26 protein-coding genes and 1 pseudogene are annotated in these 24,486 nt (G+C 74.6%); 10 read left to right on the plus strand and 17 right to left on the minus strand.

The genetic code is table 11. From position 1 onward, the window contains the following. Positions 1 to 163: 163 nt before the first annotated feature. The 6 genes and pseudogenes from FSW04_RS17425 to FSW04_RS17445 all read right to left on the minus strand — a co-directional run. Positions 164 to 1,165, minus strand: a complete 1,002-nt coding sequence (locus tag FSW04_RS17425) for a zinc-binding dehydrogenase (protein ID WP_146921544.1) — start codon at positions 1,163 to 1,165, stop codon at positions 164 to 166. Positions 1,166 to 1,179: 14 nt separating this feature from the next. Beyond that, positions 1,180 to 1,593, minus strand: coding sequence for a universal stress protein (locus tag FSW04_RS17430; protein WP_146921545.1), 414 nt, complete (start codon positions 1,591 to 1,593; stop codon positions 1,180 to 1,182). After that, positions 1,590 to 2,900 carry an APC family permease gene (locus FSW04_RS17435; RefSeq protein WP_187368869.1) on the minus strand — a complete coding sequence of 437 codons (1,311 nt, stop codon included), beginning with the start codon at positions 2,898 to 2,900 and terminating at the stop codon, positions 1,590 to 1,592. The genes FSW04_RS17430 and FSW04_RS17435 overlap by 4 nt, the downstream gene beginning before the upstream one ends. Further along, complete coding sequence (locus tag FSW04_RS26230) at positions 2,867 to 3,124, minus strand: hypothetical protein (RefSeq protein WP_187368870.1); 258 nt, start codon at positions 3,122 to 3,124, stop codon at positions 2,867 to 2,869. Before FSW04_RS26230 ends, FSW04_RS17435 begins: the two co-directional genes overlap by 34 nt. A 185-nt stretch (positions 3,125 to 3,309) precedes the next feature. Further along, the gene (locus tag FSW04_RS17440) at positions 3,310 to 4,173 is read right to left on the minus strand and encodes an ABC transporter permease (RefSeq protein WP_146921547.1); all 864 of its coding nucleotides are present in this window, start codon (positions 4,171 to 4,173) and stop codon (positions 3,310 to 3,312) included. Continuing rightward, positions 4,170 to 4,325: pseudogene (locus FSW04_RS17445) on the minus strand (ABC transporter permease); the annotation flags it as partial. The gene FSW04_RS17440 and the pseudogene FSW04_RS17445, both read right to left, overlap by 4 nt. On the opposite strand from FSW04_RS17445, the gene FSW04_RS17450 reads away from it, so the two are divergent. The 6 genes from FSW04_RS17450 to FSW04_RS17475 all read left to right on the plus strand — a co-directional run bounded on the left by FSW04_RS17450 (position 4,309) and on the right by FSW04_RS17475 (position 11,092). Then, on the plus strand, positions 4,309 to 4,794 hold the full coding sequence (locus FSW04_RS17450) for a response regulator transcription factor (protein WP_228430534.1): 486 nt from the start codon (positions 4,309 to 4,311) through the stop codon (positions 4,792 to 4,794). The pseudogene FSW04_RS17445 and the gene FSW04_RS17450 sit on opposite strands and share 17 nt — an antisense overlap. Before the next feature lie 53 nt (positions 4,795 to 4,847). Further along, on the plus strand, positions 4,848 to 6,002 hold the full coding sequence (locus FSW04_RS17455; protein ID WP_146921549.1) for a zf-HC2 domain-containing protein: 1,155 nt from the start codon (positions 4,848 to 4,850) through the stop codon (positions 6,000 to 6,002). Between the two features lie 30 nt (positions 6,003 to 6,032). Then, complete coding sequence (locus FSW04_RS17460; RefSeq protein ID WP_146921550.1) at positions 6,033 to 7,391, plus strand: proline dehydrogenase family protein; 1,359 nt, start codon at positions 6,033 to 6,035, stop codon at positions 7,389 to 7,391. Continuing rightward, positions 7,388 to 8,953, plus strand: coding sequence for an aldehyde dehydrogenase family protein (locus FSW04_RS17465; protein WP_187368871.1), 1,566 nt, complete (start codon positions 7,388 to 7,390; stop codon positions 8,951 to 8,953). Before FSW04_RS17460 ends, FSW04_RS17465 begins: the two co-directional genes overlap by 4 nt. Before the next feature lie 100 nt (positions 8,954 to 9,053). Further along, positions 9,054 to 10,526 (plus strand): MFS transporter, encoded by a 1,473-nt coding sequence (locus FSW04_RS17470; protein ID WP_146921552.1) that lies wholly within the window; start codon positions 9,054 to 9,056, stop codon positions 10,524 to 10,526. Continuing rightward, positions 10,523 to 11,092: a TetR/AcrR family transcriptional regulator gene (locus FSW04_RS17475; protein WP_146921553.1), complete on the plus strand. Its 570-nt coding sequence runs from the start codon at positions 10,523 to 10,525 to the stop codon at positions 11,090 to 11,092. Before FSW04_RS17470 ends, FSW04_RS17475 begins: the two co-directional genes overlap by 4 nt. A 67-nt stretch (positions 11,093 to 11,159) precedes the next feature. Here FSW04_RS17475 and pdxT read toward each other — a convergent pair whose 3' ends face one another. From pdxT to FSW04_RS17490, 3 genes are all read right to left on the minus strand, one after another. Next, positions 11,160 to 11,732, minus strand: coding sequence for a pyridoxal 5'-phosphate synthase glutaminase subunit PdxT (gene pdxT / locus FSW04_RS17480; protein ID WP_146921554.1), 573 nt, complete (start codon positions 11,730 to 11,732; stop codon positions 11,160 to 11,162). Further along, positions 11,733 to 12,617 (minus strand): pyridoxal 5'-phosphate synthase lyase subunit PdxS, encoded by an 885-nt coding sequence (pdxS, locus tag FSW04_RS17485; protein ID WP_146921555.1) that lies wholly within the window; start codon positions 12,615 to 12,617, stop codon positions 11,733 to 11,735. Between the two features lie 111 nt (positions 12,618 to 12,728). Then, positions 12,729 to 13,616, minus strand: coding sequence for a MurR/RpiR family transcriptional regulator (locus tag FSW04_RS17490; RefSeq protein WP_146921556.1), 888 nt, complete (start codon positions 13,614 to 13,616; stop codon positions 12,729 to 12,731). 301 nt (positions 13,617 to 13,917) lie between these two features. On the opposite strand from FSW04_RS17490, the gene FSW04_RS17495 reads away from it, so the two are divergent. Further along, positions 13,918 to 15,039 carry an FUSC family protein gene (locus tag FSW04_RS17495; RefSeq protein ID WP_187368872.1) on the plus strand — a complete coding sequence of 374 codons (1,122 nt, stop codon included), beginning with the start codon at positions 13,918 to 13,920 and terminating at the stop codon, positions 15,037 to 15,039. Between the two features lie 15 nt (positions 15,040 to 15,054). On the opposite strand, the gene FSW04_RS17500 is transcribed toward FSW04_RS17495, so the two are convergent. From FSW04_RS17500 to modA, 5 genes are all read right to left on the minus strand, one after another. Then, positions 15,055 to 16,092: a GGDEF domain-containing protein gene (locus FSW04_RS17500; protein WP_146921558.1), complete on the minus strand. Its 1,038-nt coding sequence runs from the start codon at positions 16,090 to 16,092 to the stop codon at positions 15,055 to 15,057. 113 nt (positions 16,093 to 16,205) lie between these two features. Continuing rightward, positions 16,206 to 16,886: a hypothetical protein gene (locus tag FSW04_RS17505; protein WP_146921559.1), complete on the minus strand. Its 681-nt coding sequence runs from the start codon at positions 16,884 to 16,886 to the stop codon at positions 16,206 to 16,208. A 254-nt stretch (positions 16,887 to 17,140) separates the two neighbouring features. Next, on the minus strand, positions 17,141 to 18,112 hold the full coding sequence (locus FSW04_RS17510; RefSeq protein ID WP_146921560.1) for an ABC transporter ATP-binding protein: 972 nt from the start codon (positions 18,110 to 18,112) through the stop codon (positions 17,141 to 17,143). After that, positions 18,055 to 18,873 (minus strand): molybdate ABC transporter permease subunit, encoded by an 819-nt coding sequence (modB, locus tag FSW04_RS17515; protein ID WP_146921561.1) that lies wholly within the window; start codon positions 18,871 to 18,873, stop codon positions 18,055 to 18,057. The genes FSW04_RS17510 and modB overlap by 58 nt, the downstream gene beginning before the upstream one ends. After that, on the minus strand, positions 18,870 to 19,598 hold the full coding sequence (gene modA, locus FSW04_RS17520; RefSeq protein WP_146921562.1) for a molybdate ABC transporter substrate-binding protein: 729 nt from the start codon (positions 19,596 to 19,598) through the stop codon (positions 18,870 to 18,872). Before modA ends, modB begins: the two co-directional genes overlap by 4 nt. Positions 19,599 to 19,756: 158 nt before the next feature. Here modA and FSW04_RS17525 point away from each other — a divergent pair, with 158 nt between their 5' ends. Next, positions 19,757 to 20,191, plus strand: coding sequence for a hypothetical protein (locus FSW04_RS17525; protein WP_146921563.1), 435 nt, complete (start codon positions 19,757 to 19,759; stop codon positions 20,189 to 20,191). A gap of 3 nt (positions 20,192 to 20,194) precedes the next feature. Here FSW04_RS17525 and FSW04_RS26235 read toward each other — a convergent pair whose 3' ends face one another. From FSW04_RS26235 to FSW04_RS17535, 3 genes are read right to left on the minus strand one after another with little or no spacing between them, the layout of a single operon-like run. After that, entirely contained in the window at positions 20,195 to 20,371 is a 177-nt protein-coding gene (locus tag FSW04_RS26235) for a hypothetical protein (RefSeq protein WP_187368873.1), read from the minus strand. Positions 20,372 to 20,430: 59 nt separating this feature from the next. After that, the gene (locus tag FSW04_RS17530) at positions 20,431 to 21,201 is read right to left on the minus strand and encodes a GntR family transcriptional regulator (protein WP_146921564.1); all 771 of its coding nucleotides are present in this window, start codon (positions 21,199 to 21,201) and stop codon (positions 20,431 to 20,433) included. Further along, on the minus strand, positions 21,198 to 22,577 hold the full coding sequence (locus FSW04_RS17535; protein ID WP_146921565.1) for a chloride channel protein: 1,380 nt from the start codon (positions 22,575 to 22,577) through the stop codon (positions 21,198 to 21,200). The genes FSW04_RS17530 and FSW04_RS17535 overlap by 4 nt, the downstream gene beginning before the upstream one ends. Positions 22,578 to 22,695: 118 nt before the next feature. Here FSW04_RS17535 and FSW04_RS17540 point away from each other — a divergent pair, with 118 nt between their 5' ends. Together FSW04_RS17540 and FSW04_RS17545 are read left to right on the plus strand one after the other, a co-directional pair. Continuing rightward, complete coding sequence (locus FSW04_RS17540; protein WP_146923822.1) at positions 22,696 to 23,634, plus strand: ABC transporter ATP-binding protein; 939 nt, start codon at positions 22,696 to 22,698, stop codon at positions 23,632 to 23,634. Next, a complete protein-coding gene (locus tag FSW04_RS17545) occupies positions 23,631 to 24,467 on the plus strand; it encodes an ABC transporter permease subunit (RefSeq protein ID WP_146921566.1) in 837 nt (278 codons plus the stop codon). The genes FSW04_RS17540 and FSW04_RS17545 overlap by 4 nt, the downstream gene beginning before the upstream one ends. The last annotated feature ends 19 nt before the right edge of the window (positions 24,468 to 24,486 follow it).

Genomic DNA, 24,486 nt, shown 5'->3' on the forward strand with positions numbered 1-24,486 from the left:
GCTTCTCCGGTTGGTGTTCGGCTCGGGTGCTTCGGCTCTCGATGTGTTCGCGGCTTCAGGCGGCCGCCACGCGCAGATGCTCCCCCTAGCGGGGGAGGAGGAGAAGCCGGAGGTCGAGCAGGCGGAAGGCCATGACGCGGCTCCGGAGCCTAGCAGCCGCCGGTCACGGGACCAACACGACCTTGCCGACGTTCTCGCGTGCGGCCAGGATCCGGTGGGCCTCGGCGGCGCGGTCGAACGGCACCGCGGCGTGCACGACGGGCGTCGCCGTGCCGTCGGCCAGCGCACCGGCCAGCGGGGCGATCCACGGCTCCAGCGTGCCGCGGTCGTCCCAGAGCCGCAGCATGTTGAGGCCGATGACGGCCTTGGAGTCGCTCATCTGGCGGATGAGGTTGAACCCGCGCAGCATCACCGCGGCCTGGGGCAGCGCCGTGCGCAGGCGGCGTGTCTCCCCCTCCTGCACGGAGGAGGCGCCGTAGGCCACGAGGCGCCCGCCGGGGCGCAGCAGGTCGTAGGAGCGCGCGAACGAGCGCCCGCCGATGGCGTCCATGATGAGGTCGTAGGGCCCCATCCCCTTCCACCAGCCGCGGCGCCGGTAGTCGATGGCCAGGTCGCACCCGAGCGCGACGAGCCGCGGGTGCTTGCCCGGCGACGCCGTGCCGTGGACGGTGGCCCCGGCGGCCTTGGCCAGCTGCAGCGCGGCGATGCCGACGCCCCCGGCGGCCGCGTGCACGAGCACGCGCTCGCCCGCCCGCAGCGATCCGAAGCCCAGCAGGCCGGCCCAGGCGGTGGCGTAGTTGACGGGGATCGCCGCGCCCTGCTCGAAGCTCAGCCCGTCGGGCAGCTCGACGGCATCGCCATCGACCACGACGACCTGCTCGGCGTAGCCGCCGAACCGCGTGCCGGCCATGACCCGCCGGCCGACGCGCGCGGGGTCGACGCCCTCCCCCGCGGCCGTGATGACGCCGGCCACCTCGTAGCCGACGACGCACGGCGGGTCCGGCGCGTCGTCGTAGAGCCCGACGCGCGCGAGCGTGTCGGCGAAGTTCACGCCCGCGGCCCGAACCTCGACGAGCACCTGTCCGGGCCCCGGCACCGGGTCCGGGCGCTCCTGGACCTGGAGCACCGACGTGTCGCCATGGCGCGTGATGACGACGGCGCGCACCCTGCCGCCCGTCCTCAGTCGTCCTCGGGGATGCGCACGACGAGCACCGGCCGTTGGGAGAGGTGCAGCAGCCGCGTCGGCGTCGCGCCCACCAGGATGCTCTTCAGCGGCCGCTCGCCGTAGGAGCCCACGATGATCATCCGCGCGTCCTGCTCCTCGGCGGCGGCGATCAGCCCCTCCGCGGAGTCCTGCAGGCGCACCTCGGTGCTGATCGGCAGGTCGCCGGCGATCGCCTTGGCCTCGTCGAGCACCTGGCGCCCGCGCTCCTGGATGGCCTCGTCGAGGTCGCGGAGCTCGCCGCCCAGCCGCGGCGCCTCGAAGGAGAACACGACGTGCAGGCCCTCCCCCAGCTCGGCCGCGAGCTTGCGCGCCTCGGCGTAGGCGACCCGGGCGCCCTCCGTGCCGTCGTAGCCGACCACGAGCGTCATACGGGCTCCTTCGTGGGCCTGTCGTGGATGGTCCGGGCGATCTCGTGGTCCACGGGCTGGGGCTTGCGCCGGAAGAACTCCGGGTCCTGCACGTAGCGCCAGGCGAACCAGATCAGCCCGATGATGATCATCGCCAGCGTGATGACCACGGGCGAGCCGACGCCCAGGAACGGCTTGGCGTAGCCGCCGTCCTTGTGGGCGTACTCGATCGAGGCCTTGACGAAGATGAAGGCCAGGATCACCGCCCCGAGCAGGGGCAGGAAGGCCAGGTAGAGGAAGTTCCTGGCCGAGGCGAACAGGTGGTGGCGGTAGAACCAGGCACACGCCACCCCGGTGATGCCGTAGTAGAAGGCGATCGTCATCGACAGCGAGGTGAACGCGTCGGCGACGAGGTTCTGGCTCGTCGCCGAGAGCAGGACGTACACCGCGATGGAGACCACGCCCATCCAGATCGTCGAGAACGAGGGTGTCAGGTAGCGCTTGTGCACGGCGCCGAAGCGGGCGCCGATCGCCCCCTTGCGCGCCATGGACAGCGACGTGCGCGTCGCCGGGAGGATCGTCGTCTGCGTGGACGCCGAGGCCGACGTGAGCACCGCGATGATGAGCAGCTTGTCCAGCGGCGAGCCCAGCACCGACTTGGCGATCGGGGCGAAGACGTCGTCCTGGTTGTTGATGAGCGTCTTCGTGCCGCCGAAGGCCTGCGCGGCCGCCGCGACCACGATGTAGATCGCCAGCAGGATGAAGGTGGAGACCACCGCCGCCCTGCCCGAGGACGTCGCGCCGTCCTCGGTCTCCTCGTTGACCGAGACCGCCGAGTCCCAGCCCCAGTAGATGAAGATGGCCAGCAGGACGCCGCCCGAGAGCGCGCCCACGCCGGAGATCGCGAACGGGTTGAACCAGGAGAACGTCGGGTGGATCGAGCCCTGAGGGTCGCTGGAGTAGACCTTGACCAGCGCGACGACCGCGAAGAGCGTCAGCGTCGCGAACTCCATGCCCAGCAGCAGCTGCTGCGTGCGCGCCGACAGCTCGATGCCGATGTAGCAGATGCCGGTCATGATGATGATCCACAGGACGCCGATGATCGTGACCGTGAGCGTCGAGGGATCGCTGACGCCGACCAGGTCGCATGAGTAGACGCCGGCGATCTGCGCGAGGCTGGGCATGACCAGGATGTCGGCCACGAGGACCGCCCACCCCGACATCCAGCCGATCCGTGGCCCCATCGCCAGCGTCACCCAGGAGAACGTGGTGCCGCAGTCGGGGTCGGCGCGGTTCATGTAGTTGTAGGCCGCGGCGATGCAGCCCATCGGGATGAAGGCGACGAGGATGACCGCAGGCGCCTGCAGGCCGATCCCCCGATCGCGACGATGAAGCCGAGGGTCGCGGCGAGGCTGTAGCCCGGCGCCGTCGAGGCCACCGCGATCACGATGCCCGAGATGTACGAGATCGCCCCGGTCTTCAGCCCCTTGTCGCCGGGCGCGAAGCCCATGCCGGTGGCGGGCACCCCGGGGGCGCCGCCGTCGGCGGCCACAGACGCACTCTCCATCGTGTTGCTCCTCCGTCGGTCCTGAAGTCGGCGGCGACCTAGCCGGTCCGGCCAACCTAGTGATGCGTCGGAATGCGGACAATGGCCTTTGGGCCATCACGGCGCGCCCGCCGCACCCGGGTTGGCCGCCGTGGCGCACGTCGGAGGCGGTGCGCTGGGCTCGCCGGGCGCTAGCCGCCCGCGGCCGCGCCGGCCCGCTCCACGCCGGGCAGGAGCTCCGGCATCAGGCCGGTCGCGCGGAGATCGCGGCGCGCGCGGGCGCGCTGGACGACGACGTTGAGGGCCATGAGGACCAGGACGACGATGAGCAGCAGCGAGGCCAGGACGTTGACCTCGGCCGGCACCCCCTGCCGGGTGGCGCCGAAGATGAAGAGGGGGAACGTCTGGGTCTGCCCGGCGTTGAAGCTCGTCACGACGTAGTCGTCGACCGAGATGGCCGCCGCCAGCAGGGCGGCCGACGCCACTCCCGGGGCGATCATCGGCAGCGTCACCTTGCGGAACGTCGTCCACTCCGTCGCACCGAGGTCCATCGCGGCCTCCTCGATGTGGCGGTCCATGCCCTCCAGCCTGGCCTTGACCGTCACCACCACGTAGGACACGGTGAACATCACGTGCGCGATGACGATCGTGACCAGGCCGGTGCTGACGTGCAGCGTCAGGAACAGGCCGAGCAGCGAGGCGCCGAGGACGACCTCCGGGGTGGCCAGCGGGAGGAACACGAAGAAGTCGGCCAGGGCCCGCCCGCGGAACCCGTACCGCACGAGCGCGAGGGCCATGAACGTGCCCAGGGCCACGGCGATCACCGTCGCCAGCAGCGCGATGAGCAGCGAGTTCTGCAGCGCCGTCGCCAGATCGGCGTTGGCGAAGGGGTGCCCCCAGTGCTTCAGCGTGAAGCCCTGCCAGGTGAAGTTGAAGCGCCCCTTGTTGTCGTTGAACGAATAGAGGACGACGATGAAGATCGGGATGAAGAGGTAGAGCAGCGCCAGCGCCGACCAGAGACCGAGCGCCCTGTCGCGGATCCGGTCGCGCGTCATACCGCCGCCTCCGTCAGCGACCGCGCTCCGAGCAGGCGCGCGTAGACCAGGATGCCGATGAGGATCGCCGTCATGAGCACGAACGAGAGCGCCGCCGCGGTCGGGTAGTCCAGGATGTTCAGGAACTTGCTCTGGATGACGTTGCCGATCATGTACTGCTTCGGCGCGCTGCTGGACATCGAGATGCCCGGCGGGGACGGCCTGGGCGCCGCCGCCGAGCTGGCCGGTGCGCTGCCCGACGTGCGCGTCGTGATCCTCACCACCTTCGGACGCCCGGGCTACCTGCGCCGGGCCATGGAGAGCGGCGCCCGGGGCTTCGTGCTCAAGGACGCGCCGGCCTCCGAGCTGGCGACGGCGATCCGCCGCGTCATGGCCGGCGACCGGGTGCTCGACCCGGCCCTGGCCGCCGCCGCCCTGGCCGAGGGCGAGAGCCCGTTGACCCCGCGCGAGACCGAGGTCCTCGGTGCCGCGCGCGGCGGCGCGCCCGTCGCCGATCTGGCCGGAGGTCTGCACCTGTCCTCGGGGACGGTGCGCAACTACCTGTCGAGCGCGATGCAGAAGCTCGGGGCCCACTCACGGGCCGAAGCCGTCAGAGTGGCGGAGGACAAGGGATGGCTGTGACCACGGATGGACTGGAGTACATGCCGACCGACGGCCGTCTAGGCTCCGCGGCGATGGACGGCTCGAACGCTTCGGGCGCGACACCGGAGGGCGTGCGTGCCGGGGACCGTGCAGCGCTGCAGGCGGTCGTCGACCGTCGCGGCCCGGCGGTCATCGCGTTCTGCACGCAGGTCTGCGGGCCGCACGACGCGACGCGTGCCGCGGCCGAGGCCTTCGCCCGGTTCCGGGCCGCGGTGCGCGACGCGCCGGACCTGCGCAACGTCGATCCCGAGGTGCTGCTGCGCGGGGCGACCCGCCACGCCGCCGCGTCGATGGCCCGGCTGCCCGTCGGGCCGCCGCCGCACGGCCGGCTGCTCAGCCGCGGGACGCAGACCTGCGAGCACCTGCCGACGATGCTCGCCGCGCGCGCCAACGGCGCCCTCGGCGAGGCCGACCTGGAGCGCATGGCGCGCCACCTGGACCGCTGCGAGCGCTGCAACGCGCTGGCCGAGATCTTCCACCGCGCCGAGCTCAACTACCAGGACCCGCCGTTCGACCAGCTCGGCACGGACACCGCCGGCGTGCTGCTCGAGGCGCTGGAGGCCGTGCCGATGGAGGCGATCGGCGTGGGCCCCGCCCCGGATCCCGACGCGCCGGCCGTGCCCGTCCTGGACGGCGCCTTCGGCCACCTGCCCGACCTCGAGGACGAAATCCCGGTGCAGCCGCCCGCCGCCGAGGCCGTGGTGGAGGTCGAGCAGGTCGCCGAGCCCGCCGAGGAGCTCGACCCCGACGCGCTGGTCGCCGAGCCGCTGCCCGAGGCCTCCCCGGAGCCCGAGGACGCCGCGGCCGCCGAGGGCGACAGCGCGGAGTTCGAGACGGTCTACGGCGAGACGGCCGAGTGGGACCGCCTGGCCGACGCGCCCGACGCCGGGCACGACGCGCCGCTGGTGGGCGCCGCCGCGGCCGGGCCGCTGCTGGAGGGCGGGCGCCAGCGCTCCCGCGGACGGGTGCGCGCGATGTTCCTTGTCCTGCCGGCGCTGCTGGTGACCGCGGCGGTCGTCACGGCCCTGTTCATCTCCGGCGTGCTGGGCGGCAACGACGCGACGCCGCCTCGGGCCCAGCACCGCGCGCCCGTCGTCCAGGCGCCCGTCACGACGCCGCTGCCGGTCACGGTGGCGGCCGGCTCGTCGTCGGCCGCGGGCGCCGCGGCGAGCACGACGAGCCCCTAGGGCAGGTTCCGAGTGGGTACTGTCGCGCCAGTGGGTGGCGGCGCGACAGCCGGGGTCACCCAGGACGACGTCCTGGCGGTCGGCCGTGCCATCCACGCCGCGCTGCCGACCGGCCGCGGTCCGCGCCACGCGCTCGACGACAGGGCGATGGACTTCGCCGCCGCCGACGCCGAGCTGCGCGCGGCGCTCTTCCGCTTCGTCGACGTCGTCCCGGCCTGCCACAGCCTCGACGACCTGGCCCGCCACCTCACCGGCTTCCTGGGCGAGGTGGGCGACCGCCCGCCGGCCATCGCGGCGGCCATGCGCCTCGGCGCCACCCGGGCCGGGCGCACCGCGCTGGGCGCCGCGTCGGCCGCCGGCGTCAAGCACATGGCCCACCGGTTCATCGTCGGTGCGTCGGTCCCCGACGCGACCGGCGTGCTGCGCGAGCTGTGGCACCGCGGCGTGGCCTCCTCGGTCGACCTCCTCGGCGAGGCGACGGTCACCGCGCAGGAGGCCGACCGCTACGCCCGGCGCTGCCGCGAGGCGCTGCAGGCCCTGGCCGACGCCCATCGCGACCTGCCGCCCCGCCCCCACCTCGAGGCCGACGGGCTCGGCGCCCTTCCCCGCGCCAACCTGTCCGTGAAGGTCAGTGCCCTGACGCCGCTGCTGCGGCCCGAGGCGCCCGAGCTGGGCCAGCGCGACGCGGCGGTGCGGCTGCGCGACCTGCTCCGCACGGCGCGTGAGCTCGGCGCGCACCTGCACATCGACATGGAGTCCTTCGACTCGCGCGAGGCGATCGCCGAGCTGGTCATCGACCTGCTCGGCGAGCCCGAGTTCGCCGACGGGCCCTCCGCCGGCGTCGTCCTGCAGGCCTACCTGCGCGACTCGCCCGAGCTGTGCGACCGGTTCATCGGCTGCGCCCGCGACGTGCCGCGCCGCCATCCCCTCGTCGTGCGCCTGGTCAAGGGCGCCTACTGGGACCACGAGGTCGTCGAGGCGCGCCAGCACGGCTGGAGCGTCCCGGTCTTCGAGGTCAAGGCCGAGTCGGACCGCAACTTCGAGGCGCTGGCCCGCCGGCTCCTGGAGGCGCGGGCGGCCGGGGTCGCGCTGCGCCCGGCCATCGCCTCGCACAACCTGCGCTCCGTGGCCTACGCGGTCGCGGTGACCCGGGCCCTGGGCCTCTCCGACGACGACCTCGAGCTCCAGGTGCTGCGCGGCCTGGGCGACGACCTCCAGGATGCGCTGGCCGCCTGCGGGCTGCGCGTGCGCACGTACTGCCCCGTCGGCGACCTCGTGGCGGGCATGGCCTACCTCGTGCGCCGGCTGCTGGAGAACACGAGCAACGAGGGCTTCCTGTCGGCCCAGCACGAGGGCACCGCCCTCGAGGAGCTGCTCGCCGCGCCGTGACCCTCCCCCCGTTCGCCAACGAGCCGGTCCTCGAGCTGCGCCGCGCGCCGGCCCGCCAGGGCCTGCTCGACGCGCTGGCCGAGCTCGACACGACGCTGCCGCTGCGCTCCCCCGCCTGGATCGGCGACGACCGCGACGACGGCGAGGCGCTGACCTCGACCGACCCCTCCGACCCCTCCCGGGTCGTCGCGCTCGCGCCGTGCGGCGGGGCCGACGCGGCCGGGGCCGCCGTGACCAGCGCCCAGCAGGGCTTCCGGGCCTGGTCGGCCACGGGCGCCGCCGAGCGCGCCGCGGTGCTCCTGCGCGCCGCGGAGGGCATGCGCCGCCGGCGGCCCGCGCTGGCCGCGCTGTGCGTGCGCGAGGCGGGCAAGCCGTGGGCCGAGGCCGACGCCGACGTCTGCGAGGCCATCGACTTCCTGGAGTTCTACGCGCGCGGCGCCCTGGCCCTGGAGCGCGGGCGGCCGCTCTTCCAGGTCACGGGCGAGCGCAACACGCTGTCCTACGGCCCGCGCGGGGTCGTCGCCGTCATCGCCCCGTGGAACTTCCCCGTCGCCATTCCGACCGGGATGGTCGCCGCCGCGCTGGCCACGGGGAACACCGTCGTGCTCAAGCCGGCCGAGCAGGCCCCGGGCTGCGGCTTCGCGCTGACCGCCGTGCTGCGCGAGGCGGGCGTCCCGCCCGACGCGCTGGCGCTCGTGCAGGGCCAGGGCGAGGCCGGCGCCGCCCTGGTCGCCGACCCGCGGGTGGCGACCATCGCCTTCACCGGCTCGGGCGCCGTCGGCCTGGAGATCCTGCGCAGCGCCGCCCAGCTCGCGCCGGGCCAGACCCAGCTCAAGCGCTGCGTCATCGAGATGGGCGGCAAGAACTGCATCATCGTCGACGGCGACGCCGACCTCGACGACGCCGTGCCCGCGATCGTGCGCTCCGCCTTCGACTACGCCGGGCAGAAGTGCTCGGCCGCGTCCCGCATCCTGGTCCACGAGGCCATCGCCGACGCGCTGATCGAGCGGCTGGCCGGCGCGGTCGAGGTGCTGCAGGTCGGCGCGCCCGGCGCCTTCGGCTCCGACGTCGGCCCGGTCATCGAGCGCGAGGCCGCCCGACGCGTGCGCCGCTACACCGCGCAGGCCGCCGCGGCGGGCCGCGTCGTGGCCAGCCGCGACGAGCTCCCCGCGGCGGGCTGGTACTGCCCGCCGACGGTCGTCGCCGATGTGGCCCCCGGCACGCCGGTGCTGTCGGAGGAGGTCTTCGGCCCGCTGCTGACCGTGGAGCGCGTCGGGAGCGTCGACGAGGCCTGCGACCGCGTCGACGCGCTGCCGTTCGCGCTGACCGGCGGCCTGTTCTCCCGCAACCCGGACACCGTGGCCCACGTCGCCCGCCGCAGCCCCGTGGGCAACCTGTACGTCAACCGCAAGATCACCGCGGCCATGGTCGGCCGCCAGCCCTTCGGCGGCAACCGCCTGTCGGGCACCGGCACCAAGGCCGGCGGCCCCGACTACCTCATGTCCTTCGTCGAGCCGCGCGTGGTGACCGAGAACACGGTCCGCCACGGCCTCGTCGTCTGACCTCGGTCCCCCGCGCGTCACCCGACCGGGCAGGGTGCCGCGCGCCGGATACGGAGCGGGTGGTCCGGTTCGGTAGTGTTCCGGACACCAAGGTCCACTTATGCCCGATCCCTCCGCCGGGGCACGCCCGGCCCCCATGCGCAGCCTGCTCGTCCTGAGCACCGCCGCCCTCGCCTACTCCCTGGCCCAGACGACCGTCATCCCCGCCATCGGGGACCTCGAGGCCCGGCTGCACACCGACTCCTCCGGGGTCGCGTGGACGATGACGGGCTACTTCCTGGCGGCCGCCGTCTTCACGCCGATCTTCGGCCGCCTGGGCGATATGTTCGGCAAGCGCCGGATGCTCGTGGTCTCGCTGCTGGCCTTCGTGGCCGGGTCGGTCGTCTCGGCGCTGGGCGACACGCTGGAGCTCGTGGTGGCCGGCCGCGTCCTGCAGGGCGTCGGCGGCGGCATCTTCCCGCTGTGCTTCGGGATCATCCGCGACGAGTTCCCGCGCGAGCGCGTCGCGCAGAGCATCGGCCTGATCTCGGCGACCCTGGGCATCGGCGCCGGCGTGGGACTCGTGCTCGGCGGCATCATCGTCGACGCCTCCTCCTACCACTGGATCTTCTGGGGCAGCGCCGCCATGTCGGCGCTGGCCGCCGTCGCCGTCCAGTGCCTCGTGCACGAGTCGCCCGTCCGCTCCAAGGGCCGCGTCGACGTCCGCGGCGCGGCGGTCCTGGGCATCGGCCTCATCCTGCCGATGGTCGCCGTCTCACGGGCCAACACCTGGGGCTGGGACGCACCGCGCACGCTCGGGCTCATCGCCATCGGGGTCGCGATCCTGGTGGCCTGGGTCGCCCTCGAGCGCCGCACGGACGAGCCGATGGCCGACATCCCCACGCTCTCGGCGCCGCCCGTGCTCATGACGAACGTCGCCACGCTGCTCATCGGCTTCGGCATGTTCGCGTCCTACATCCTGATCCCGCAGCTGGCCGAGACGAGCACGCGGACGGGCTTCGGCTTCGGCCTGTCGGCCACCGGCGCGGGCCTGCTCATGCTCCCGGGCGCGATCATCATGCTCTTCGTGGGCCCGGTGTCCGGCATCCTGGGTGCGCGCCTGGGCAACAAGGTGCCCCTGGCCCTCGGCGGGCTGCTCACGGCGGCGGGCCTCATCCTGATGGGCCTGGTCCACGACACGCAGCTCGAGATCCTCGTCTTCAACATGGTGTCCTCGATCGGCGTCGGCCTCGCCTACGCCGCCATGCCCAACCTCATCGTCGACGCCGTGCCCCCGCACCGCACGGGCGAGGCCACCGGGCTCAACGCCGTCGTGCGCTCCATCGGCGGCTCGCTGGGCTCGCAGGTGACCGCGGCGATCCTGGCCGGCAGCGTGCTCGCCTCGACGCGGCTGCCCAGCGACAGCGGCTACACCGACGCCTTCGTCATCTCGGGCGTCGTGGCCCTGCTGGCCGCCGGCCTGGCCGTCATCATCCCGCGTGCCGGCCACGCCCACCTGCCGGTGCTGTCGGAGATCGGCGCCGCGTCACCGCTGGGTGACCCGGCCCTCGCCGACACCCGCGTGCGCGCATGAGCGCCGTCGCCGACCGCCCGCGCCGCGCCGACGCGCTGCGCAACCGCCTGGCCGTCATCCGGGCGGCCACCGAGGTCTTCGCCGAGAAGGGCCTGGAGGCCGGGATCCCCGAGGTCGCCGCGCGTGCCGGGGTCGGCCGGGCCACGGTCTACCGCAGCTTCCCCTCCAAGGAGCACCTCGTCGCCGCCGTGGCGGTGCAGCGCCTGGAGTGGGTCACCGAGATCGCCACCGCGGCCCTGCTCGCGCCCGACCCCGGGATCGCGCTGCAGTCGGTCATCGCGCAGATCGCCGAGCGCCAGGCGGGCGACTGCTCCGTCGCGGGCAGCATGGCCTCCGACAGCCACCTGCCCGACCTGGCCGCCGCGCGCGCGGCCACCAACGCCGCGCTGGCCGCCCTGGTCGAGCGCGCCCGCGACGCCGGGGCCGCGCGCCCGGACGCCACGGGCGACGACCTGCGGGTGCTGCTGACCGGCGTGGCCACCGTGCTGCGCGCCGACGGCCAGCGCGACCCGGCCGTGTGGCGCCGTTACGGCCGCCTCGTGGCCGACGCCCTGCGCGCACGCTGACACCGCCGTCCACGCAGGGGCCGGAGGGCGCTCAGGGTCGGCGCCCCGGGGGACGACGGCCTGGGCGTCAGGCGCTGCGCGCGGCGACGCGCTCGCGCACGCGCCCCAGGAACTGCTCGTGCAGGCGGCGCTCGCCGCTGAGCTCGGGGTGGAAGGCGACGACGACGATGTCGCCCTCGCGCGCGGCGACGGGATGGCCGTCGACGGAGGCCAGGATCTCCACGCCGGGGCCGTGCTCCTCGATCCACGGGGCGCGGATGAACACCGCGTGCACCGGGTCGTCCAGGCCGGGGAGGTCGAGGTCGGCCTCGAACGAGCGGATCTGGCGCCCGAACGCGTTGCGGCGGGCCACGATGTCCATGAGCCCGAGGTGCTCGCGGTCGAGCATGATGAGCCCGGCGCACGTCCCGAGCACGGGCGCGCCGGCGCGCACGAGCGCCGACAGCGGCCCGGCGAGCCCCTCGCGATCGATGCCCAGCGTCATCGTCGTCGACTCGCCCCCGGGCAGCACGAGGCCGTCGAGGCCGTCGAGGTCGGCGGCGACGCGGACCTCGCGGACCTCGGCCCCCAGCTCGCGCAGCAGCGCGACGTGCGCCGCGAACCCACCCTGCAGCGCCAGGACGCCGACCAGCGGCGCCAACTACCAGCCTCGGTTGGCCAGCACCTGGTCGGGCTGCAGCTTGCGCGCCTCCAGGGACTGCATCGCCTCGCCCAGGCCCTCGGAGACGGCGGCGACGCGCTCGGCGTCGGCGTAGTGCGTGGTGGCCTGCACGACCGCGCGGGCCATCGCCTCCGGGTTGGAGGACTTGAAGATCCCCGAGCCCACGAACACCGACTCGGCGCCCAGCTGCATCATCAGCGACGCGTCGGCCGGCGTGGCGATCCCGCCCGCGCTGAACAGTGGCACGGGCAGCTTGCCGGCGCGCGCGACCTCGCGGACGATGTCGTAGGGCGCCTGCAGCTCCTTGGCGGCAACGAACAGCTCGGCCTCGTCCAGCGTGCCCAGCCGGCGGATCTCGCCGGTGATCGACCGCATGTGGCGCACGGCCTCCACGACGTCGCCGGTGCCGGCCTCGCCCTTGGAGCGGATCATCGCCGCACCCTCGCCGATGCGCCGCAGCGCCTCGCCGAGGTTGGTCGCCCCGCACACGAACGGGATGCGGAACGCCCACTTGTCGATGTGGTGGGCCTCGTCGGCCGGCGTCAGGACCTCGGACTCGTCGATGTAGTCGACCTCGAGGGCCTGCAGCACCTGGGCCTCGGCGAAGTGCCCGATCCGCGCCTTGGCCATCACGGGGATGGTCACGGCCTCCTGGATGCCCTTGATCATGGAGGGGTCGCTCATGCGCGCGACGCCGCCGTCGCGGCGGATGTCGGACGGCACGCGCTCCAGCGCCATCACCGCCGCCGCGCCGGCGTCCTCGGCGATCTTCGCCTGCTCGGCGTCGACGACGTCCATGATGACGCCGCCCTTGAGCATCTCGGCCAGACCGGCCTTGACCCGGAACGTAGCTTCGTCTCGCATCCCGGACCATGATAGGCGCCGCGGACCGCCGCCCGCAGTGCCGGGACGGCCGAACTCGCGCGCTCCGGTGCGCCGTTGTGCAGCAGCGCCACCCGGCGCGGCGCGCTGGTGCTACTTGAGCCGGAAGGCCTTGATGCGATCGGCGTACTGGTCGGCGTCGCGGCTGTAGACCCCGTAGGCCAGGGCCTGGATGATCGACAGCAGCGCCGTGTGCGAGCGCACGTAGGCCGGCGAGTTGCTCGAGTAGTACAGCTTGATCTGGGAGAGCTTGGCGACCTCGGACAGCGTCGCGTCGACGACCGACAGCGTGCGGGCCTTGCGATGGCGCGCCAGCTTCATGGCACGCACGACGAGCGGGTGCGGGCGCCCGGCCGAGAGGCCGATGACCAGCGTGCCCTCGTCGATGCGGCCCAGGCGGCTCAGCGCCTCCTGCGACGGGCTGGCGACGATCTCGGCGCGCAGGTCCAGGAGCATGAGCAGGTGGCGCAGGTAGCTCGCGAAGAACGCCATCTGGTCCGTGCCGCAGACGAGCACGCGGTCGGCCTCGACGATCGCGTCGATCGCGGCCTCGACGTCGGAGCGCGAGACGCGGCGCGCGGTCTCCTCCACGTTCTGGTGGTCGGCGACGATCGCGGTCTCGAACTCGTTCTGGTCGAGCGAGAACAGCGGCTCCGGCGATCCGGCCATCCCGACGCCCGCCGTCCCCGCCGCGACCTTGCGGCGGTACTCCTCCCGCGCGGCGTGCTGGAGCTCGGGGAAGCCCTCGAAGCCCAGCGCCTGGGAGAAGCGGACGACCGTCGAGCTCGAGGTGTTCGCGCGGCGGGCGAGCTCCTCGGCGGTCTGGAAGGCCACCTCATCGAGATGGTCGACGATGTATTGCGCGACGTCCTTCTGCGATCGCGAGAACTCGTCGAACCGCGCCTGGATGTACGCGGAAAGGGTCTGGTGGCCCCGCGCCTCGTGCGGCGGGGCAGTGATGGTCGCAGCCGTCCTCTTCATGGGCGGTCGGTCTTTCGACGCCGTGCGAGGAGAGTCCTCCCGAATCCGCGCGACGGACCACGTCCGGGCCCGGAACGAGATCGCGCCCGGTCGGTGGACCGGGCGCGATGCTCGACAGCGCAGGCCCGCGTCGTTTCCGCCAGTGGGGCCTGCGGGACGAGGGATGTGGCGGGGGTATGGCGCCGAGTTGCGTCCCTCGTGTGTATCGACGGACGTGCCCGGCGCACCGCGGCGGGCAAACCGCGGCGCACCCGCCCTGTCCGGGGTGGGACGGCGGCCGCGGGGGTACCGTGCGGGCACCGTGCGCTCCCGCGATGCCCTCGAAGTGGCCGCGGAGCGGTCGCGGGTCAGCCTCCGCGACCGCCTCGACCGCCTGCGCGCGCTCGGGCCCACGCTGGTGCTCGGAGCGCTGGCCGCCGGCGTCTCGTGGGAGATCGCCCGCCACGTCGTCGGCGGGCGCGGGGCGTTCTTCGCCCCGGTCGCGGCGATCATCTCGCTGGGCCTGACCGTCGGCGCGCGCCTGGAGCGCGCGATCGAGCTCATGGTCGGCGTGGCGCTGGGCATCGCCCTGGCCGACGTGCTCGTCCTCGAGCTCGGCTCGGGCCTGCCCCAGCTCGTCGCCATCGTGCTCCTGGCCACCGCGCTGGCCGTGTTCCTGGGCGGTGGGCCGCTCCTGGTCAACCAGATGGCGGTGTCGGCGATCCTCGTCGTCACGCTGCAGCCGCCCACGAACGGGCTCTCCTTCAGCCGCGCGGCCGACGCGCTCATCGGCTGCGGGGTGACGCTCGTGCTGAACTTCGTGATCCTTCCGATCGACCCGGTGCGCCTGGCGCGCCAGGAGGCCGAGCCCGTGCTGCGCGAGCTGGCCGGCGTCCTCGACGACGTCGCCGCGGCGCTCGGCGCCCGCGACCCCGACGGCGCGCGTGCCGCGCTGGTGCGCGCGCGGGCGATCGATGCCCATACCCAACGCTTCCTCGAGGCCCTGACCATCGGGCGCGAGACGGCCGCCGCAGCGCCGCAGCGCCGCAGCGCCCGGGGCCCGCTGGCCGTCTACAGCGAGGCCGGCGGCCAGCTCGACCTCGCCGTGCGCAACGTGCGGGTGCTGGCCCGCGGGGCGATGCGCGCCATCGACGTGGGCGACCGCGTCCCGCCCGGTGTCGTGGAGGCCGTCGGCGAGCTGCGCGAGGCCGTCGCCTGCCTGGACCCCTGGCTCGGGGACCCCGCGCGATCGGCCGCGGTCGTCGACCCCGCGGTGCGGGCGGCGCGGCGGGCCAGCGCGGTGCTCGAGCAGACCTCCAACCTGTCGGTGTCGGTCATCGTCGGCCAGATCCGCTCGACGGCCGTCGACCTGCTGCGGAGCACGGGGATGGCCCCCGACGAGGCGCGGGCGCGCATCCGCGGCACGGTGGCGCCCGGCATCTGAGGCGGCCGGGGCGGCTCAGGCCACGCGGACGGCCACGCGGTCCTTGCCGCGCGCCTTGGCCTCGAGCAGGCACTCGTCGGCCGCGCGGAAGAGCCCGGCGACCGAGCGGGCATCGCCCGGCGCGACGGCGATCCCCGCCGAGGCGGTCGTCGGCAGCGGCAAGCCCCAGGCGGCGGTGCGGACGGCGGCCACGAGGCGCTCGGCGACCTCGACGGCCTCGACCTCCCCCGCCCCGGGCAGGATCACCGCGAACTCCTCGCCCCCGGTGCGGCACAGCACGTCGCCGGCCCGGACGCCCTCGCGCAGCACGGCGGCGAAGGCGACCAGGACGCGGTCGCCGACCCAATGGCCGTACTCGTCGTTGACGCGCTTGAAGTCGTCGACGTCGAGCAGCACGAGCCCGACGGGCGTCTCGTCGCGCTCGGCCCGGGCCAGCTCGTTGGCCAGGCGCTCGTGGAAGTGGCGGCGGTTGAAGAGGCCGGTGAGGTCGTCGGTCCGCGCCTGCGCGGAGAGCAGCTCTCGCCGCCGGGCGTTGTCGTAGGCCAGGGCGGCCAGCGTGGCGAAGCGGCGGATGAGCCGGGCCTCGTCGGGGGTGAAGCTGGGCGGGGCGTCGCCGAAGCCCGGCGCGACGGCCTCGCGCCACACGTTGAGTGTCCCGATGACGCGGTCGGCCACGATGAGCGGGCAGAAGACGATGGCCTCCTGGTCCTGCGGCGTGCCCTCGATGATGTAGCGGCCGAACCACGGGTGGCCGGGCTCGAGGTGCACGAGCTGGCCGGAGCGCACGACCTTGCCGGTGATCGAGTGGTCGATCTTGGGGGCGTCGGAGAGCGTCTCCTCGACGTACAGGCCCTCGGCGAAGACGGGGACGAGGCGCCGGCCCTCGGGGTCGACCTCGTAGACGGCCAGGCTCGTGAACGGCACGATGCCCTTCAGGGCGCCGGCCATCGCCAGCAGGGTCGCATCCAATGACTGCTCGGCGAGCACGCCGGCGACCGCGTCGATGATGGACTCGAGCCCGCGAACGACCCGGGTGGCGGCGACGTCGTGCATGTCCTCCCCCGTCACATCGGCGCTGCCCGGACGGGGTTGAGCGTCCGATGTACGGCGGCGAACCGGACGTGGACGCACGACCCGGGGCGGGTCGTGCGCCTCCGCGCGGGGGGCTAGGCGGTGTTGACGGTGATCTTGGCGACGCCGATGACCAGGCCGGCCTTCAGCGCGTCGGTGCCGAACGTCGTGTCGAGCAGCTGGGCGGCCTCGGCCTTGAGCTTGACGGTCGTGCCCTGCAGGATCGCGGTGCCGTCGGCGCCGGTCTTCAGCGGCTGGAGCGTGCGGCCGTCGAGGAAGAACAGCGGGGCGCTGGCCGCGGCGGTCTTGCCGTCGACGGTGACCTTGCCCGTCAGCACCGACTTGCCCGGGTCGATGACGAAGTTCGTCAGCCGCACGACCTTGCCGCCGCCGGTGAGGCTCAGGCCGCTGCCGGCGTGATCGACCTCGCCCTGCACGTAGGGGCTGATGGAGCCCGGCCTGTAGTACGTGACGTTGCCGCCCGTGATCGGGAACGAGGCGACACCGGCGCTGCTGATCTTCGCCGTGCCGATCGGAGCCGGGGCGAGCTTGAGGGTCTTCAGGGCGCCGACGAAGTCCGCGTCCAGGGCGACCTGCGTGGAGCGGCCCGAGAGCGTCGGGATGCTGGCCAGCGGCTTGACGGCGGCGGGGGCCGACGACGCGGCCGAGGAGCCGGTGGAGGAGGACGAGGCGGAGTCGTCGCTCGAGCCGCAGGCGCTGACGCCGAGGGCGGCGGCGCCGGACACGGCGAGCATGGTGATGATCTTGGTCTTCATGGTGGTGGTGTAACGGCGCTGACCGCTCGGCGGATGCCTCGATGGCGCGCCGCCGCTCCGCATCGGGCCCCGCGCGGAGTCGTGGCCGCGGCCCCGCGACGGACTGGTCCATGAGATGCGGCTCGCCGCGCTCGAGGCCCCGTGCATGCCGCCTCGGCGCGCTGGATCGCCTCCGCGGTATCGGCGCCGGCGCCGCGGCACGGCCGATGCCCTGCGTGGCCCCCGTGAGCAGCACGACGGTCGTGGGAGCGAGCCTACGCCCCCAGCACGTGGGCGCGGCGCACCACGCCGTGGGCGGGGCGGCCGGGCTCCAGGCCCTGCGCCGAGGCGGCCTCGCCCACCCAGCCGCCGACGCGGACCCGGACGCGGGTGCCCTCCAACGCCGTGCTCACGACGGTCCCCGAGAGCGTCCCGGGCGGCCCGGCGCCGGGGCGCACCTCGACGTCCCAGGGGTGGACGGCGACCTCGAGCTCGCCGCCGTCGCCGAGGCGCGGGCCGCCCGCGCCGGGGCGCCCGCGCACGACGCTCGCCCCCGTCAGCGCCGCGACGAAGCGGTCGGCCGGGGCGGCCAGCAGCTGCGCGGGGCTGCCGAGCTGGCGCAGGCGACCCTCGGCGATGACCGCGACGCGGCCCGCCAGCGCGGCCGCGTCGGCGAAGTCGTGGGTCACCAGCACGGACGGGATCCCGAGGCCCGCGAGCTCGGCGGCCAGCTCGTCGCGGACGAGCACCCGCGTGTGGGCGTCCAGGGCCGCCAGCGGCTCGTCGAGCAGCAGGACGCGCGGTCGCCGCGCCAGCGCGCGGGCCAGCGCGACGCGCTGGCGCTCCCCTCCGCTCAGGCGCGCGGGGCGCTCGCCGGCCAGCTCGGCGATGCGCAGGCGCGCCAGCAGCGAGTCGACCATCGCGGCGTCGGCACCGGAGAACGCGACGTTGCGCGCCACCGTCAGGTGCGGGAACAGCGCGTGGTGCTGGGGCACGTAGCCCACGGACCGGCGCTGGGCGTCGACGTCGATCGCGGGGCCGCCGCGGCCGCGATCGAACCACGTCTCGCCACCGCAGGCGATGTGCCCGCGGTCGGGCCGGTGCAGGCCGGCCACGGCGCGCAGCACCGTCGTCTTGCCCGACCCCGAGGGGCCGACGAGGGCCAGCACCTCCTCGCCGACGGCCAGGCTCAGCTCGACGGCGAAGGCGCGAAGCTCACACGTGATGTCGACGTCGAGGACCGCCATGTCTCCAGGAGCTTGTACGACAGCAGCACTCCCGCGCTGAGCGCCACGAGCAGGACGCCCATGGCCACCGCCACGTCGAGGTTGCTGTCGAGCTCCTGGTAGACCGCCAGCGTCAGCGTCGTCGTGCGGCCCTGCACGTTGCCGGCGAAGATGATCGTCGCGCCGAACTCGCCCACTCCGCGGGCGAAGGCCAGCACCCAGCCGGCCACGAGGCCGCCGGAGGCGAGGGGCAGGACGACGCGCCAGAACGTGCGCGTGCGTGACGCGCCGAGCGTGCGGGCCACATCGGTCAGGTCGCCGTCGACGGCCTCGAACGCGGCGACGGCCTGGCGCAGGTAGAACGGTGAGGCGACGAAGGCGACGGCGAGCACGACGGCCCACGGGCCGAAGGGCAGGACGACGCCCGCGCGCTGCAGCGCGTCGCCGAACAGGCCGCCCTGGGCGTAGGCGCTGAGCAACGCGATGCCCGCGACGGCGGGCGGCAGGACGAGCGGCAGCTCGCAGAGCGTCAGCACGAGCGCGCGGCCGGGAAACCGGCGCGTGGCCAGCAGCCACGCCGCGGGCGTCCCGAACCCGAGCACGAGCGCGTTGGCGGCCAGGTTCGCGCGCACGGTCACCCAGATCGCGTCGCGGACCACGCGCGTGCCCAGCAGCGACGGCAGGCGGCCCAGCGGCGCCTCGACGAGCAGCGCCGCCACCGGGACGACGAGGAACGCGACGACGACGCCCAGCGCCAGCGCGGTGCCGGCCCGGCGCGTCACGGCCGCGGCGGCAGGCCGAAGCCGAAGCGCCTGAGCAGGCCGCGGCCCCGCGAGGAGCGGATCGCGTCCAGCAGGCTGGTGGCCCCCGCGGTGTCGGCGCCACCGCGCCGGACGACGCAGCCCTGGTAGCGCACGGCGGGCTGGGCCCACTGCGGGATGGAGAGGCTGTCGATGCGGTCGCGCTGGGTGCGGGCGTCGGTGACGTAGACGAACCCGGCGTCGGCGCCGCCGAAGGCGACCTGGGAGAGCACCTGGCCGACGTTGGACTGCTGGGAGACGCTGTTGGCGCTCAGCACGCTCGTGAGACGCAGCCGGCGCAGCAGCCGGCGGGTATACTCGCCGACGGGCACCGAGGCGTTGCCGATCGAGAGGTTCAGGCCGCCCTTGCGCAGCCCGTAGACCGACCCGACGTGCTGCGGGTCGCCCTGGCGGACGATGAGCACGAGCTTGTTGGTGGCGATCGTGACCGGCCGCGCGCACCGGCCCTCGCGGTACAGGGCCTGGGCCTCAGCGGGCTCGGCCGACAGGAACAGGTCGGCGGGCGCGCCACGCTCGATCTGGAGCTGGAGCGTGTGGGAGCCGCCGAAGGAGTAGGACGCGTCGCGCCTGATCTCGGGCATCACGTTGGTCAGCGAGGTCGCCGCGTAGACGTTCAGCGCGCTGGCGGCCGAGGGCGCGGCCAGCGACACGGCGACGACCGCGCCGGCGAGCAGCAGGCGCTTCACGATGCGGGCTCCTCGAGGTGGGTGTCGAGCTTCAGCCCGGCCGCGTCGAGGCCGACGGGGGCGGGCAGCCCGCCGGGCGCCCGCCCCGCCAGGTGGGTGACCAGGGCGCCCACCCTGCCACCGAGGAGTCGGCGGGGGTTGATACCTAGGCTCTTCCTATGCACTGGCGTCATCCAACCACACTCCTGCTCCTCGCCGCCACCGTGGCCTGCGGATGTGGTGGGGCCGGGGGCGGCGCGCCGGCGCCCGCGCCCGTCGTCCACACGGTCCCGAAGGCGGAGCGCTCGGTTCAGCGGGCCGGGACGATCACCGTCCGCGGCGACTACGCGCCGGACTCCCACGGGCCCTACACGCTGGACGGGCGCTACCGCATCAGCTTCGCCCAGTTCGGCGACGGGGTCGACTTCCGCCAGGAGGTGCCGTTCACCGCGCGCCTGGAGCAGGCGGTCGCCGACGGCCCCGGGCGGCGGATCCCGCTGTTCCAGCGGGCGGCGCGCGCCGGCAGCAAGACGATCGAGGTGCATGGGCGCTACGACGTCGTCGTCGACTACGGCGACTCGCCCTACGAGCTCGTGCTGAGGCCGCTGCGCTAGGGCTCAGCTCATGCGCACGGGGCGCAGCTCCTCCGCCTCGACGCAGAAGATGTGGCCGTTGACGCACTCGACGATCTCGGCGTCCTCGGGCAGCCCGCCCCGCGCGATCGTGCTCGGACCCGGCGCCCGGCCGCGCAGGACGATCGACGCGTGGCACTCCGGGCACTCCTGGCGCTCCATGGGCCGATCCTGACGACCGGGCCGCGGCTTCTCCACCCCCGCGGTACGCAGCCGGGCGCTCAGCCCGGCGCCACGGGCGTCCACGGCAGGCCACCCTGCGGGCGCGCCGGCGCCCGCGAGAGCTCGAGCGTGATCGTCCACCGGTCGCCGCGCACGAGCGTGCGGCGCCATTCGACGGGGCGCTCGCCGTGGCGGGTCAGGCGCTCGACCGAGAACGCCGCGGTCCCGCGCGGCAGGCCCAGCGCGGCGCGCTGCGCCGGCGTGGGGACGATCGGCGTGAGGCGCTCCGTGCCGCCGTCGACGTCGACGCCCGTCGTCTCGCGCAGCAGCGGGTAGATGCCGCTGTGCGTCAGGTCGGCGTCCAGCAGCGGGGCGCCGAGCGCCTCGTCCAGCCACGCGTCGTCGAGGGCGACGGGCTCGCCGTCGGCCAGGCGCAGGCGCGCGATGTGCACGAGCGTCGCCCCGGCGTCCAGGCCCAGACGCGCGGCGACGGCCGCGTCGGTGACGCGGCCGGCCTCCAGGACCACGCTGCGCTGCTCGGCGCCCTGGGCCTCGATCTGCTCGTGCAGGGACTCCAGGCCGCCGCCGAGGTACTCGAACGGCCGCACGCGGGTGCCGCGGCCGCGCTCGCGCTCCAGCAGCCCGGCGTCGGCCAGCCGCCGGACCGCCTCGCGCACGGTCTGGCGCGAGACGCCGTAGGCCTGCACGAGCTGGTGGTCGGTCGGGAACCCGCCGGCGAACTCCCCGGCCTCCAGGCGCTCGCGCAGGTGTGCGTGGACCTGGGCCCACAGCGGCATGGGCCCCGTGCGGTCCAGCCGGATCCGCGTCACCGCGCGGCCCCGGCGGGCTCGGGGACGGGAGGGCGGTCCCACTCGGCCTCGACCGTGCACTGGCGCTCGGCGGCCGTGTCGGTCAGGCGCGCCGCGTAGATCGACGGCGCCTGGAGCAGGCGGGCGACGACGGTCGCGGCCGTGACGGCCAGCAGCATCGGCACGATGAGCCCGTCGGCGTTGCGGGTCAGCTCGAGCATGAGGACGACGGCCGTCAGCGGGGCCTGCATCGCGGCCGCGAGGACCGCGGCCCCGCCGACGAGCGCGAAGGCCCCGGCGGGCGCGCCGGGCCACACGGCCGTCCAGGCGTGGCCCAGCAGGCCACCGAGCAGGACCCCGAAGGCCAGCGTCGGCGTGAACAGCCCGCCGGGCGCGCCGCTGCCCAGGCAGGCCGCGGTCGCCAGGGGCTTGAGGACGAGCAGCACGGCCAGCAGCCCGACCGACAGGCCGCCCACGGTGCCCAGCGCGACGATGTCCCGGCCGTTGCCGAGGATCTGCGGGTAGGTGATGGCGACGGCCCCCAGGGCCGCGAACACCGCGGCGGGCACCGCCACCCGGCCGCGTCCCTGCGGGCGCAGCGCCGCGGCCCGGGCGACGATCCGCACCCAGAGCACCGCGGCCAGCCCCGCGACCGGCCCCGCGACGAGCGCCCAGGTCAGCAGCGAGGCGCTGGTGCCGTAGCTCGGCACGGCGTAGGTGGGCCGGTCGGGCAGGATGAGCCACGCGGTGGCGGTGGCGACCAGCGCCGTGGCCAGCGCCGGGAGCACGAGCGGCAGCGTGATCGTGCCGAGCAGCACCTCCAGCGCGAAGAGGGCCCCGCCCAGCGGCACGTCGTAGACCGCCGCCATGCCGGCGCCCGCGCCGCAGGCCACGAGCAGCCGCCGCTGCCAGGCGGGAAGGCCCACGCGGTCGGCGGCCCGGCTGGCCACCGCGGCGCCCGCCAGCTGCGGAGCGGCCTCGCGGCCCAGCGACGACCCCAGCCCGATCGTCACCACCGACAGCGTGCCGCGGGCCAGGCTGCCCGGGATCGTCAGGCGCGCCGAGCGCAGCCACAGCGACTCGGAGATCTCGACGGCGCCGGGCCGGGCCCGGTGGGCCAGGGCGACGATGCCGGCGCCCGCGAGGAGGCCGCCCAGCGCGAGCACCGCGACGTGGTGGATCGGGGACGTCGCGCGCACCGCGTCGGCCAGCCGCCCCGCGTCGTGCGACCAGGCGACCCGCTCGACGAGGTCCAGGAGCTGGACGAAGGCGCCCGCGGCCACGCCGGAGGCGACGCCGATCGCGACGACCAGCCCCCAGAAGCGCGGTCCGTAGCCGGCCACGATCCCCCGTCCGGGGACATTGGGCTGATGGGAGATCGGGAGGCCGAGCGCCATGAAGTCCGATTGTACGGACAACTGGCGTCGCGGTGGCCGTTCAGGCGGTGGTCATGCGCCCGATGCGAGCCTGTGCCCATGGACCGACCCGCTCCGCCCGAGCGACTCGGGTGACGCCCTGATCACCGTCGAGCACGTCACCAAGCGCTACGGCGACACGCTCGCCGTCGACGACCTCACGTTCACGGTGCGGCCGGGCATCGTCACCGGCTTCCTCGGCCCGAACGGCGCCGGCAAGTCCACCACCATGCGGATGATGCTCGGCCTCGACGCGCCGACGTCCGGCACGGTGACCGTCAACGGCCGCGCCTACCGCGACCTTCCGGCGCCCCTGCACGAGATCGGCGCGATGCTCGAGGCCCGCGCCGTCCACACCGGGCGCAGCGCCTACCACCACCTGCTCGCGATGGCCCAGACGCACGGCATCGGGCGCTCGCGCGTGGAGGAGGTCATCGAGCTCGTCGGGCTGCAGGCCGTGGCCCGCCGGCGCGCCGGCGGCTTCTCGCTGGGCATGGGCCAGCGGCTGGGCATCGCCGCGGCGCTGCTCGGCGATCCCGCCACGGTCATCCTCGACGAGCCGGCCAACGGCCTGGATCCCGAGGGGATCCTGTGGATCCGCACCCTGCTCACGGGCCTGGCCGCCGAGGGACGCACGGTCTTCCTGTCGTCGCACCTCATGAGCGAGATCGCGCTCACCGCCGAGCACCTCGTCGTCGTCGGCCGCGGGCGGCTCATCGCCGACACCACGGTGGCCGAGATCGTCGCCCAGGCCTCCCAGGACGCCGCCGTGCACGTGCGCACGCCCGATGCCGCGCGGCTGCGCGCCGCCCTGACCCGCGAGGGCGTGACCGTGGCGGCCCCCGAGCCCGACGTGCTCGAGGTGCACGGGATGGCCAGCGAGCGCATCGGCGAGCTCGCCGCGCGCGACGGCCTGGTCCTGCACGAGCTGACGCCGCGCCAGGCCTCCCTGGAAGACGCGTTCATGCGGCTCACGGGCGATGCGGTCGAGTACCACGCGGGCGCGCTGCGTCCCGGCGAGCTCGAGGACGCGGCATGACCGCCCTCGCGGAGCCCGGGAGCGCCGTCGCCGCTGCCCGCGGCCGCCGCGGCGCGGTCACCCAGGTGCGGGTGCTGCGCTCGGAGTGGACGAAGCTGTGGACCCTGCGCTCGACGCGATGGTCGCTGCTGGCCGCTTTCGTCGCCATGGCCGGGCTGGGCATCCTGGTGGCGGCCGTGCAGATGAACCGCTGGGACCACCTGCGCCCGCACGAGCGCGCCACCTACACCTCGCTGGACCCGGCCGTCGGCGGCTGGCACCTGGCCCAGCTGGCGATCGGCGTGCTCGGCGTCCTGATCATCTCGGGCGAGTACTCCACCGGGATGATCCGGTCGAGCTTCATGGCCGTGCCCCACCGGCTGCCCGTGCTCTGGGCCAAGATGGGCGTGTACGCGGCCGTGACGTTCGTGCTCATGCTCGTCGCCACGCTCGTCTCGTTCCTCGGCGTGCAGGCCGTGGTCTCGGGCCATGGCCTCCAGCATTCGCTCGGCGACCCCGGTGCGCTGCGCGTCGTGCTCGGCACGGCGCTGTACCTCACCATGCTCGGGACCATGTGCGTCGCCCTCGGCGCGCTGGTGCGCAGCACGGCGGGCGGCATCGCGCTGTTCGTCGCGCTGCTGTTCGTGCTGCCGGGGATCACCGCGATCCTGCCCGCGAGCATCTCCGACGCGATCAGCCCGTACCTGCCGCTGAACGCCGGGACGACGGTGACGACCGTCGTGTTCGAGAGCTCGCACCACCTGTCGCCGTGGGGCGGCTTCGCCCTCTTCTGCGGCTACACGGCCGTGGCGGTGGCCGCGGCGGCGATCGGGCTCGTGCGCCGCGACGCCTGACGGGCTGCACGGCGCGAGG

Origin of the sequence: Baekduia soli (assembly GCF_007970665.1) — a bacterium.
Classification (GTDB): domain Bacteria; phylum Actinomycetota; class Thermoleophilia; order Solirubrobacterales; family Solirubrobacteraceae; genus Baekduia; species Baekduia soli.